Annotated in this window: 8 protein-coding genes; 2 read left to right on the top strand and 6 right to left on the bottom strand. The window is 64.6% G+C overall.

Annotated features, from left to right (window positions below; translation table 11 throughout):
- Window positions 1-25 precede the first annotated feature (25 nt).
- The 6 genes from Q368_RS0107610 to argH (Q368_RS0107585) form a co-directional block, all read right to left on the bottom strand.
- Window positions 26-367: an ArsR/SmtB family transcription factor gene (locus tag Q368_RS0107610; protein WP_029458583.1), complete on the bottom strand. Its 342-nt coding sequence runs from the start codon at window positions 365-367 to the stop codon at window positions 26-28.
- A gap of 264 nt (window positions 368-631) precedes the next feature.
- Entirely contained in the window at window positions 632-991 is a 360-nt protein-coding gene (locus Q368_RS0107605; protein WP_029458585.1) for a hypothetical protein, read from the bottom strand.
- A gap of 10 nt (window positions 992-1,001) precedes the next feature.
- Window positions 1,002-2,417 carry an amidophosphoribosyltransferase gene (gene purF, locus Q368_RS0107600; protein WP_029458587.1) on the bottom strand — a complete coding sequence of 472 codons (1,416 nt, stop codon included), beginning with the start codon at window positions 2,415-2,417 and terminating at the stop codon, window positions 1,002-1,004.
- A 15-nt stretch (window positions 2,418-2,432) separates the two neighbouring features.
- Window positions 2,433-5,669, bottom strand: coding sequence for a carbamoyl-phosphate synthase large subunit (gene carB / locus Q368_RS0107595; RefSeq protein ID WP_029458589.1), 3,237 nt, complete (start codon window positions 5,667-5,669; stop codon window positions 2,433-2,435).
- A gap of 141 nt (window positions 5,670-5,810) precedes the next feature.
- Window positions 5,811-7,367: a sigma-54-dependent Fis family transcriptional regulator gene (locus tag Q368_RS0107590; RefSeq protein ID WP_029458590.1), complete on the bottom strand. Its 1,557-nt coding sequence runs from the start codon at window positions 7,365-7,367 to the stop codon at window positions 5,811-5,813.
- A complete protein-coding gene (argH, locus tag Q368_RS0107585) occupies window positions 7,349-8,731 on the bottom strand; it encodes an argininosuccinate lyase (protein ID WP_029458592.1) in 1,383 nt (460 codons plus the stop codon). Before argH (Q368_RS0107585) ends, Q368_RS0107590 begins: the two co-directional genes overlap by 19 nt.
- Before the next feature lie 114 nt (window positions 8,732-8,845).
- Here argH (Q368_RS0107585) and argH (Q368_RS0107580) point away from each other — a divergent pair, with 114 nt between their 5' ends.
- Both argH (Q368_RS0107580) and Q368_RS0107575 read left to right on the top strand, forming a co-directional pair.
- Window positions 8,846-10,228 (top strand): argininosuccinate lyase, encoded by a 1,383-nt coding sequence (argH, locus tag Q368_RS0107580; RefSeq protein WP_029458592.1) that lies wholly within the window; start codon window positions 8,846-8,848, stop codon window positions 10,226-10,228.
- Window positions 10,210-11,766, top strand: a complete 1,557-nt coding sequence (locus Q368_RS0107575; protein ID WP_029458590.1) for a sigma-54-dependent Fis family transcriptional regulator — start codon at window positions 10,210-10,212, stop codon at window positions 11,764-11,766. Before argH (Q368_RS0107580) ends, Q368_RS0107575 begins: the two co-directional genes overlap by 19 nt.
- Window positions 11,767-11,885: the final 119 nt, after the last annotated feature.

Genomic DNA, 11,885 nt, shown 5'->3' with positions numbered 1-11,885 from the left:
GAGCAAGGCAAGGGTAAAAAATCGCCTAGGACCTGACCTGCTTGCGTAAGTCCTCAAGAAACAGGAATTGTTCTTCAAGCTGCTGGTCGAAAAACCGGCGCACACAGGACAGGAAACCCGTGACGCACTGCATGCGCAGGGAATAGTAGATGTTCGTGCCACGCCGGTCGTCCTGGACGATGCCGGCTTCCTTGAGCACGCTCAAATGCTTTGAAATAGTGGAGATATCCGAGCCGACGAGCTCGCGCAGTTCGCACACGCATTTCTCGCCGCTCCCGAGCGCCTCGACCATGAGCAACCGGCTGGGATGCCCGAGCGCCTTGAACACCTTGGCCCGGCGGGCAAGATCGATGGGGTTGGGTTGCATGAAACTCCTTGTCGCTGTCCGCGCATCGGTTTTGCGAAGAACGAATCCCCTCTCCGCGAGAGGATAAATCATGCCATCACAACGGGCACCTGTAAACGCCGGGCTGTTGACGCGCGCATCGGCTCGCCCCGAGGCCACGAGAGCGGGGTTTGCGCGAAGCGAACGCCTGCCCTGCCCCGGACGCTGCAAGAGGGCCCTGCTGCAACGCGGGAAGAAGGCTTGACCAATGGAATTCGAGGCCGTCGGCCTGGAAGGATGGAATGGCTACAGCATCGTCTGGAGCAGCCCCATGGGCGTCCCGGAGGGCAGGGGCAGGCGTTTGTCGGGAAGCAGGCGCACGGCAAGCAGCGTCAGCCACTGGCGGGAAAACGCCGCGTCCTCGAAGGTGAGATAGCCGCGTCCGGAACCGTCGGTGGCCAAACCGTAGCCGAAGACCGTGGCGCGGATGGGCTCTTTTTCGCCCACGGGCAGCACTTCGACGCTGATGCTGCGCGCGGCGGAATCGAGGACGAGGTCGAGCACCTCGCCGTATTCGCGCAGATACTGCCGGGCCGTGGACAACAGCAGCTTGGAAAGCGACTTGTCCTTGGCCCCGGCAAAATCGATGTTGAGATGGAGTCCCATGGGATGCCCGCTACCAGGAAAGGGCCAGCGTCGCGTCGTCCAGGCAGTTCTTCAGGCCCTCGCCGCAGGGCGGGATGATGTACTCGCCGTCGAAGCAGGCCAGGCAGTACGGCGGTTCCTCCCCGTTGCAGTGCACGGAGTCGAGCAGCCCCTCGATGGACAGGTAGTGCAGGCTGTCGAGGCCGATGAACTTGGCGATTTCGTCCACGCTCTGGTGCGCGGCGATGAGCTCGCCCTTGGACGAGAAGTCGATGCCGTAAAAACAGGGGAAGCGGATGGGCGGGCAAGATACGCGCATGTGGATCTCGCGCGCGCCGAGTTCGCGCAGGCGCTTGACCCGGGTGCGGATGGTGGTGCCGCGTACGATGGAGTCCTCGACGATGAGGATGCGCTTGCCCTTGATCATGCTTTTCACGGGATTGAGCTTCACCCGGACGCTGAAGTCGCGCATGTCCTGGGAAGGCTGGATGAAGGTGCGGCCCACGTAGTGGTTGCGCACCATGCTCATCTCGAACGGCAGCCCCGAGGCCTGGGAATAGCCGATGGCCGCGTAGAAGCCGGAATCGGGAAACGGCATGACGTAATCGGCGTCGACTGGCGCCTCCGCGGCGAGCGTGGCGCCCATCTGCTTGCGGCGCTCGTAGACCACCTCGCCGAAGACTTCGGAATCGGGCCGGGCGAAATAGATGAGTTCGAACACACACTGGCGCACGGGCTGCGGGTCGCAGATGCGGTAGGACTGCAAGCGGCGGTCCTGGATGACGAGCATCTCGCCCGGGGCCACGGAGCGGATGGCTTCGGCCTCCATGAGGTCGAAGGCGCAGGTCTCCGAGGCCAGCACATAGGCGTCGCCCATGCGTCCGAGCATGAGCGGCCGCACGCCGTGCGGGTCGCGCACGGCGATGATCTTGTCGTTGGCCAGAAGCAGGATGGAGTACGCGCCCTTGATCTTGTTGCAGGCCTTGATGACGGCCTCTTCCAGGGAATGGCCGTTTAGGAACTTGGCGATGAGGTGGACGAACACCTCGGAATCGATGGTGGTCTGGAAGATGGAGCCCGAGGCTTCCAGTTCCGCGCGCAGTTCCATGGTGTTGACCAGGTTACCGTTGTGGGCGATGGCCAGGTGGTAGTCGCCGAAACGGACCAGGAAGGGCTGGCAGTTGCGCAAAAGCGACGCGCCGGTCGTGGAGTAGCGGATGTGGCCCACGGCCACGGACCCCTTGAGCTCCTTACCGAGGTGGCGCTCGGAGAAGACGTCGGCCACAAGTCCCATGCCCCGCTGCTCGCGGATGCGCGTGCCGTCCCAGGTGACGATGCCGGCCGACTCCTGCCCCCGGTGCTGGAGGGCGTAGAGGCCGAAGTAGGCCATCCGCGCGGCCTCGGGATGGCCGTAGATGCCGAACAGTCCGCAGTATTCCTTTTTCATGACGCGCCGCCCGGGCTAGTTCGCCCCGTAATACTCTTGCAGGCTCTTGACGGTGAGCCCCTGCCCCGTCATCTCGCGGATGGCCTGCGCCATGGCTTTGGCCCCCGCGGCCGTGGTCGTGTAGGGGATGCCGTAGAGCAGCGCCGTCTGGCGGATGACCATGGAGTCGCGCACCGTGCGCTTGTCCGAAACGAGGTTGATGACGAGGTCGATCTCGCGGTTCTTCATGTGGTCGACCACATGGGGCCGGCCCTCGAAGACCTTCATGACCTGCGTCACGGCAATGCCCTTGCCTTCGAGGTAGGTGGCCGTGCCCTTGGTGGCCAGGATACGGAACCCGACTTCGCTCAGGATTTGCGCCGCCGGCAGCACGTCGTCCTTGGCGCCGTCGGCCACGGAGATGAAGACGGTTCCTTTGAGCGGCAGGTTCTGGCCCGCGCCGAGCTGGCTTTTCATGAACGCCAGGCCCACGGAGGCGTCGATGCCCATGACCTCGCCCGTGGAGCGCATTTCCGGTCCGAGCAGCACGTCCACGCCCGGGAAGCGGTTGAAGGGGAAGACCGATTCCTTGACCGAATAGTAGCCGGACTTGCGCAGGGACCAGGGATTGAGGTCCGCGAGCTTCTGACCCATGATGACCTTGGTCGCGAGCTTGGCCAGAGGCACGCCCGTGGCCTTGGACACGAAGGGCGAGGTACGCGAGGCGCGGGGGTTGACCTCGAGGATGTAGATGTCGCCGTCTTTCACCGCGAACTGGATGTTCATGAGGCCAATGACGCCGAGTTCCGCGGCAAGGGCCTTGGTCTGGCGCTCGATTTCGGCCACGAGCTCCGGCGAAAGGCTGTGCGGCGGCAGCACGCAGGCCGAGTCGCCCGAGTGGATGCCCGCCTCCTCGATGTGCTCCATGACCCCGGCCACGTAGGTGTCCGTGCCGTCGGACACGGCGTCCACGTCCACCTCGGTGGCGTTGACCAGGAATTTGTCGACAAGAATCGGGTGCTTGCCCGAGGCAACCACGGCAACCTTAAAGTAGTTCTCGAGGTCTTTGCGGTCGTAGACGATCTCCATGGCCCGGCCGCCGAGCACGTAGGACGGCCGCACCACCACGGGATAGCCGATACGTTCCGCGATTTCGGCCGCCTCTTCCACGGCGAAGGCCGTGCCGTTGGCGGGCTGGCGCAGGCCGAGCTTGTGCAGCATCGCCTGAAAGCGTTCGCGGTCCTCGGCGCGGTCGATGCTGTCGGGCGAGGTGCCGAGGATGCGCACCCCGGCGTCGAGCAGCGGCACGGCGAGGTTGAGCGGCGTCTGGCCGCCGAACTGCACGATGACGCCCTCGGGCTTCTCGTGCTCGATGATGGAGAGCACGTCCTCGAAGGTCAGCGGTTCGAAATAGAGGCGGTCGGAGGTGTCGTAGTCCGTGGACACGGTCTCGGGGTTGGAGTTGACCATGATGGACTCGACGCCCATTTCGCGCAGCGCGTAGGAGGCGTGGCAGCAGCAGTAGTCGAACTCGATGCCCTGGCCGATGCGGTTGGGGCCGCCACCCAAAATCACGACCTTGCGCGCCGGGCGCACGGCCACTTCCCGGCCGGTCTCGTAGGTCGAGTAGTAGTACGGCGTGTAGGCCTCGAATTCGGCGGCGCAGGTGTCGACCAGGTAATAGGTCGGGTTCGCGCCCATGGCCTGGCGCAGCTTGCGCGCGTCGAGGGCCGTGGGCAGGCGCAGGAGCGCGGCGATCTGCGGATCGGAAAAGCCGTTCTTCTTGGCGGCAAGGAGCAACTCCTTGCACTGGGCGTCGCCGGGCGTGACCTTTTCCTTGGGAAACGCCGCCAGGGCCGACTCCATGTCCACGATTTCCTTGATCTGGCGCAAGAACCAGGGATCGACCCAGGTGGCGTCGAAAATCTCCTCCAGGCTCACGCCGCAGCGCATGGCCTGGCGGATCTGGAACAGGCGCTTGGAATTGGGCTTGCGCATGTCGGCCAGCAGCTGCTCACGGTCGGGATCGCAGGCGTCGCTGTCGGGCCCGAGGCCCGTGGCCCCGATCTCCAGGGAGCGCAGGCCTTTTTGCAGCGCTTCCTTGAAGTTGCGGCCGATGCTCATGGCCTCGCCCACGCTCTTCATGGCCGTGGTCAGGTAGTCCTCGGAGCCGGGAAACTTCTCGAAGGTGAAACGCGGGATCTTGACCACGCAGTAGTCGATGGTGGGCTCGAAGGAGGCCATGGTTTCGCGCGTGATGTCGTTGGGGATCTCGTCGAGGGTGTAGCCCACGGCCAGCTTGGCCGCGATCTTGGCGATGGGGAAACCCGTGGCCTTGCTCGCCAGGGCGGAGGACCGCGACACGCGCGGGTTCATCTCGATGACCACCATTTCGCCGTTTTCGGGATTGACCGCGAACTGGACGTTGGAGCCGCCGGTCTCGACGCCGATCTCGCGCATGATGGCGAGCGAGGCGTTGCGCATCTTCTGGTATTCATCGTCGGTGAGCGTCTGGATCGGCGCGACCGTGGCCGAATCGCCGGTGTGCACGCCCATGGGATCGATATTTTCGATGGAGCAGATGATGACGCAGTTGTCGGCGCGGTCGCGCATGACCTCAAGCTCGAATTCCTTCCAGCCGAGCACCGAGCGCTCGAGCATGATTTCGCTTTTCATGCTGGCGGCCAGGCCCACGGCGGAAATCTTCTCCAGGTCTTCCATGTTGTAGGCCACGCCGCCGCCCGTGCCGCCGAGCGTGTAGGCCGGGCGCACGATGATGGGGAACGGGATGCGCTTGCCCCACTCCCGCACGTCGTCCATGGTGTGGCAGATGCCGCTTTGGGGGATGATGAGGCCGATGTTTTCCATGGCCTCGCGGAAAAGTTCGCGGGATTCCGCCTTTTTGATGACGTTGAGCGACGCGCCGATGAGTTCCACGCCGTGCTCGGCCAGAACGCCGGATTCGGCCAGGGCCACGGCGGTGTTGAGGCCGGTCTGGCCGCCGAGGGTCGGCAGGAGGGCGTCGGGCTTTTCCCGGGCGATGACGCGGGCCACGGTGCCGGGCTCGATGGGTTCGATGTAGGTGCGGTCGGCCAGCTCCGGGTCGGTCATGATGGTGGCCGGGTTGGAGTTGACCAGGACCACCTCATAGCCTTCTTCCTTGAGGGCCTTGGCGGCCTGGGAGCCGGAATAGTCGAACTCGCAGGCCTGACCGATAACGATGGGCCCCGAGCCGATGATCATGATTTTCTTGATGTCCGTCCGTTTGGGCATGGCGTGCGTCTGGTGGTAAGAGGTGGCGTGGAAAGGTCTCGAACCCGGAAGAAATAAGCCGTTTCGTCCCTGCCCGCAAGCGCTTTGCGCGCGGGCTGCCGCGGCGCGCTACACGCGCCCGAGATTGCGGGACAAGAACCGTCAGCGGCTTTTGACGCGCTGCACGGCGACCAGGGATTCGAGATTGAACTTCTTGACCCGGTAGCCCATCTGGCGGGGGGTGATGCCCAGTTCCCTGGCGGCCTTGTGCTGAATGCCGCCGCTGCGGCGCAGGGCGTCGATGATGACGGACTTTTCCAGGCTTTTGAGCGACGGCGCGCCTTCCCCCTCCCCGTCCTCGCCGTGGGCGGCGTCATCCCGGGCCGGGATGGTCAGATAGGGGCGGATGAGGTCGGCGTCGATACGCTCGTTTTCGGCAAGGATCACCAGCCGTTCGACCAGGTTCTCCATCTCGCGGACGTTACCCGGCCAGTCGTACTCCTTGAGCACGGCCAGGGCCTCGGTGGAGAAGGTGAGCTTGCGCGCGTATTCCTTGGAAACCTTGTTGAGGAAATGGATGATCAGCGAGGGGATGTCTTCCTTGCGCTCGCGCAGCGGCGGGGCGTTGAGCGGAAAGACGTTGAGCCGGTAGTAGAGGTCGGGGCGGAAGGAACCCTCCTCGGCCAGGGCTGCCAGGTCCTTGTTGGTGGCGGCGATGATGCGCACGTCGGCCTGGCGCGTCTTGTTGCTGCCCAGGCGCTCGAACTCCTTGTCCTGGAGCACGCGCAGGAGCTTGGCCTGCAACCCCAGCGGCAGCTCGCCGATCTCGTCGAGAAACAGCGTCCCCTTGTTGGCTTCCTCGAACCTGCCGGGCTTGGTCTGGTCCGCGCCGGTGAACGCGCCCTTTTCGTAGCCGAACAGTTCCGATTCCAGGAGGTTTTCCGGGATGGAGGCGCAGTTGACCTTGATGAAGGGAAAATCCTTGCGCTCGGACAGGTCGTGGATGATGCGGCCGATCAGCGTCTTGCCCGTGCCGGATTCGCCAAGCAGCAGCACCGTGGCGCGCGTGGGCGCGACCTTCTCGATCTGGCGCTGCACGTCGGCCATGGCCAGACTCTTGCCGACGATGTAAAGCCCCTGCGTCTCCTGGGAGAGCTTGTACTTGAGCGACACGTTTTCGCGCCGCAGCGTCTCGACCTTGGCCTCGAACTTCTGGTTGAGGCTCATGAACTGCGCGATCAGCGTGGCCACGACGGTCAAAAAGGCCACGTCCTCCTCGTAATCCACCTCGTCGCCGAAAAGCCGGTCCACGTTGAGCACGCCGATGGCCTGCCCGTGCAGGATGATGGGTACGCCGACGAAGGAGATGCGGTCGCGCTCGATCTTGCGCGACTGCGTCTTGTCCAGGAAAAGCGGCTCCTTGCGGATGTCCGGCACGACGTAGGGCTGGGCGGTCTGAAAAATGAGCCCGGTGACGCCCTCGTCCAGTCCGTAGACGCCCCTGCTTTTCTCCTCGGCGGAAAGGCCCTGGGAAACGCTGATGACGAGCTTGCCCGTGGAACGGTCCACCAGGGTGATGGTGGCCCGCTTCATGGAGAGCTTTTCGGCCAGGATACGCAGGATGTTCTGGAGCGACTGCTCCAGGTCCAGCGCCTTGTCGATGACGCCGCTGATGGCCGAAAGGCAGGCAAGCTGGAGGTTTAGCGTTTTTGAAGCCATTTCAAGAGTTCCGCCATCTGGGTGGTCACGGATTCCGGACCCGTGCCGCCGGGTCCATTGCGGCGGGCCACCGCGGTTTCATACCGCAGGGCCTCGAAAACATCCTGGTCCATCGCCGGGAAAAATACACGCAATTCCTCCAGCGTCAATTGCTCAAGGGGTTTGCCCGCCGCTTCGGCGTAGGCGACCGCCCGGCCGGTGATGTGGTGCGCCTCGCGGAAGGGCACGCCCCTGGCCGCGAGATAGTCGGCCAGCTCCGTGGCGTTGAGGAAGCCCTGGGCCAGGGCCTCGCGCATGCGCTCGGGGCGAAACGCCAGCTCGCCGAGCATGCCGGCCATGACGCGAAGGCTCGCGCGCACGGTGTCGTCGGCGTCGAAAAAAGGCTCCTTGTCTTCCTGGAGGTCGCGGTTGTAGGTCAGCGGCAAGCCCTTGACCACCGTGAGCAGGCTGACGAGGTCGCCGTAGACCCGCCCCACCCGGCCGCGCATGAGCTCGGCGGCGTCGGGGTTTTTCTTCTGCGGCATGATGCTCGAGCCCGTGGCGTAGGCGTCGGGCAGGGCAACATACCCGAAGCGGGGGTTGGCCCAGAGGATGATCTCCTCGCAAAAGCGGCTCAGGTGCGCCATGACGACCGACGCGCAAAAAAGCGCCTCCAGCACGAAATCCCGGTCGGACACGGCGTCCATACTGTTGGCGAAGGCATGGGAAAAACCGACGCTGCGCGCCACCATGCCCGGATCGAGCGGATAAGTGGTGCCGGCCAGGGCCGCCGCGCCAAGGGGCGAGACCTTGACGCGCCGGAGCGCGTCGTCCATGCGCTCGCAGTCACGCTTCAGCATCCAGGCGTAGGCGAGCAGATGCTGGGCGAGGCTTACGGGCTGAGCCGGTTGCAAATGCGTGCAGCCGGGCAAAAGCGTCGCCTTGTGCTCCTCGGCCCGCTTGACGAATACGCCGATGAGGTCGCAGGCGAGCCGCGCCCAGGTCTCCAGGCTTTCGGCGACGTAGAGCCGGAAATCGAGCGCCACCTGGTCGTTGCGGCTGCGGCCGGTGTGGAGCTTGCCGCCCAAGGGCCCGATCAGTTCGGTCAGGCGCTGCTCCACGTTCATGTGGACGTCCTCGAACTCCACGCGCCAGGGGAACGCCCCGACCTCGATCTCGTCGAGCACCTGGTCGAGACCGGCCACGATGCGTTCGGCCTCGTCGCTTGCAAGCACGCCGCGCTTGGCCAGCATGCGCGCATGGGCCTTGGAACCGGCGACATCCTGGCGGTACATGCGGCGGTCGTAGGAAACGGATTCGCTGTAGGCCTCCATCAAGGCCCCCGTCCCTTCGCCGAACCGTCCGCCCCACATTTTACTGGACATGCGCATCCCTCCGGGGAGGAAGAGGAGGAAGACCGGGGGAGGGAACCCCCTTTTTTGCAAAAAAGGGGGTTCCCTCCCCCGGTCTTCCTCCTCTTCCTCCCCGGAGGGATGCGCATGTCCAGTAAAATGTGGGGCGGACGGTTCGGCGAAGGGACGGGGGCCTTGATGGAGGCCTACAGCGAATCCGTTTCCTACGACCGCCGCATGTACCGCCAGGATGTCGCCGGTTCCAAGGCCCATGCGCGCATGCTGGCCAAGCGCGGCGTGCTTGCAAGCGACGAGGCCGAACGCATCGTGGCCGGTCTCGACCAGGTGCTCGACGAGATCGAGGTCGGGGCGTTCCCCTGGCGCGTGGAGTTCGAGGACGTCCACATGAACGTGGAGCAGCGCCTGACCGAACTGATCGGGCCCTTGGGCGGCAAGCTCCACACCGGCCGCAGCCGCAACGACCAGGTGGCGCTCGATTTCCGGCTCTACGTCGCCGAAAGCCTGGAGACCTGGGCGCGGCTCGCCTGCGACCTCATCGGCGTATTCGTCAAGCGGGCCGAGGAGCACAAGGCGACGCTTTTGCCCGGCTGCACGCATTTGCAACCGGCTCAGCCCGTAAGCCTCGCCCAGCATCTGCTCGCCTACGCCTGGATGCTGAAGCGTGACTGCGAGCGCATGGACGACGCGCTCCGGCGCGTCAAGGTCTCGCCCCTTGGCGCGGCGGCCCTGGCCGGCACCACTTATCCGCTCGATCCGGGCATGGTGGCGCGCAGCGTCGGTTTTTCCCATGCCTTCGCCAACAGTATGGACGCCGTGTCCGACCGGGATTTCGTGCTGGAGGCGCTTTTTTGCGCGTCGGTCGTCATGGCGCACCTGAGCCGCTTTTGCGAGGAGATCATCCTCTGGGCCAACCCCCGCTTCGGGTATGTTGCCCTGCCCGACGCCTACGCCACGGGCTCGAGCATCATGCCGCAGAAGAAAAACCCCGACGCCGCCGAGCTCATGCGCGGCCGGGTGGGGCGGGTCTACGGCGACCTCGTCAGCCTGCTCACGGTGGTCAAGGGCTTGCCGCTGACCTACAACCGCGACCTCCAGGAAGACAAGGAGCCTTTTTTCGACGCCGACGACACCGTGCGCGCGAGCCTTCGCGTCATGGCCGGCATGCTCGGCGAGCTGGCGTTTCGCCCCGAGCGCATGCGCGAGGCCCTGGCCCAGGGCTTCCTCAACGCCACGGAGCTGGCCGACTATCTCGCGGCCAGGGGCGTGCCCTTCCGCGAGGCGCACCACATCACCGGCCGGGCGGTCGCCTACGCCGAAGCGGCGGGCAAACCCCTTGAGCAATTGACGCTGGAGGAATTGCGTGTATTTTTCCCGGCGATGGACCAGGATGTTTTCGAGGCCCTGCGGTATGAAACCGCGGTGGCCCGCCGCAATGGACCCGGCGGCACGGGTCCGGAATCCGTGACCACCCAGATGGCGGAACTCTTGAAATGGCTTCAAAAACGCTAAACCTCCAGCTTGCCTGCCTTTCGGCCATCAGCGGCGTCATCGACAAGGCGCTGGACCTGGAGCAGTCGCTCCAGAACATCCTGCGTATCCTGGCCGAAAAGCTCTCCATGAAGCGGGCCACCATCACCCTGGTGGACCGTTCCACGGGCAAGCTCGTCATCAGCGTTTCCCAGGGCCTTTCCGCCGAGGAGAAAAGCAGGGGCGTCTACGGACTGGACGAGGGCGTCACCGGGCTCATTTTTCAGACCGCCCAGCCCTACGTCGTGCCGGACATCCGCAAGGAGCCGCTTTTCCTGGACAAGACGCAGTCGCGCAAGATCGAGCGCGACCGCATCTCCTTCGTCGGCGTACCCATCATCCTGCACGGGCAGGCCATCGGCGTGCTCAACGTGGACCGGCTTTTCGGCGACGAGGTGGATTACGAGGAGGACGTGGCCTTTTTGACCGTCGTGGCCACGCTGATCGCGCAGTTCATGAGCCTCAACCAGAAGTTCGAGGCCAAGGTCGAGACGCTGCGGCGCGAAAACGTGTCGCTCAAGTACAAGCTCTCCCAGGAGACGCAGGGGCTTTACATCGTCGGCAAGAGTCTGGCCATGGCCGACGTGCAGCGCCAGATCGAGAAGGTCGCGCCCACGCGCGCCACGGTGCTGCTGCTTGGCGAATCCGGCACGGGCAAGACGCTGATCGGCCGCATCATCCACGACCTGTCCGAGCGCAAGGATTTTCCCTTCATCAAGGTCAACTGCGCCTCCATCCCGGAAAACCTCCTGGAATCGGAACTGTTCGGCTACGAAAAGGGCGCGTTCACCGGCGCGGACCAGACCAAGCCCGGCAGGTTCGAGGAAGCCAACAAGGGGACGCTGTTTCTCGACGAGATCGGCGAGCTGCCGCTGGGGTTGCAGGCCAAGCTCCTGCGCGTGCTCCAGGACAAGGAGTTCGAGCGCCTGGGCAGCAACAAGACGCGCCAGGCCGACGTGCGCATCATCGCCGCCACCAACAAGGACCTGGCAGCCCTGGCCGAGGAGGGTTCCTTCCGCCCCGACCTCTACTACCGGCTCAACGTCTTTCCGCTCAACGCCCCGCCGCTGCGCGAGCGCAAGGAAGACATCCCCTCGCTGATCATCCATTTCCTCAACAAGGTTTCCAAGGAATACGCGCGCAAGCTCACCTTCTCCACCGAGGCCCTGGCCGTGCTCAAGGAGTACGACTGGCCGGGTAACGTCCGCGAGATGGAGAACCTGGTCGAACGGCTGGTGATCCTTGCCGAAAACGAGCGTATCGACGCCGACCTCATCCGCCCCTATCTGACCATCCCGGCCCGGGATGACGCCGCCCACGGCGAGGACGGGGAGGGGGAAGGCGCGCCGTCGCTCAAAAGCCTGGAAAAGTCCGTCATCATCGACGCCCTGCGCCGCAGCGGCGGCATTCAGCACAAGGCCGCCAGGGAACTGGGCATCACCCCCCGCCAGATGGGCTACCGGGTCAAGAAGTTCAATCTCGAATCCCTGGTCGCCGTGCAGCGCGTCAAAAGCCGCTGACGGTTCTTGTCCCGCAATCTCGGGCGCGTGTAGCGCGCCGCGGCAGCCCGCGCGCAAAGCGCTTGCGGGCAGGGACGAAACGGCTTATTTCTTCCGGGTTCGAGACCTTTCCACGCCAC

Source organism: Solidesulfovibrio alcoholivorans DSM 5433, assembly GCF_000702665.1.
Classification (GTDB): Bacteria; Desulfobacterota; Desulfovibrionia; order Desulfovibrionales; family Desulfovibrionaceae; genus Solidesulfovibrio; species Solidesulfovibrio alcoholivorans.
This window is presented reverse-complemented; position numbering and strand designations above follow the sequence as displayed.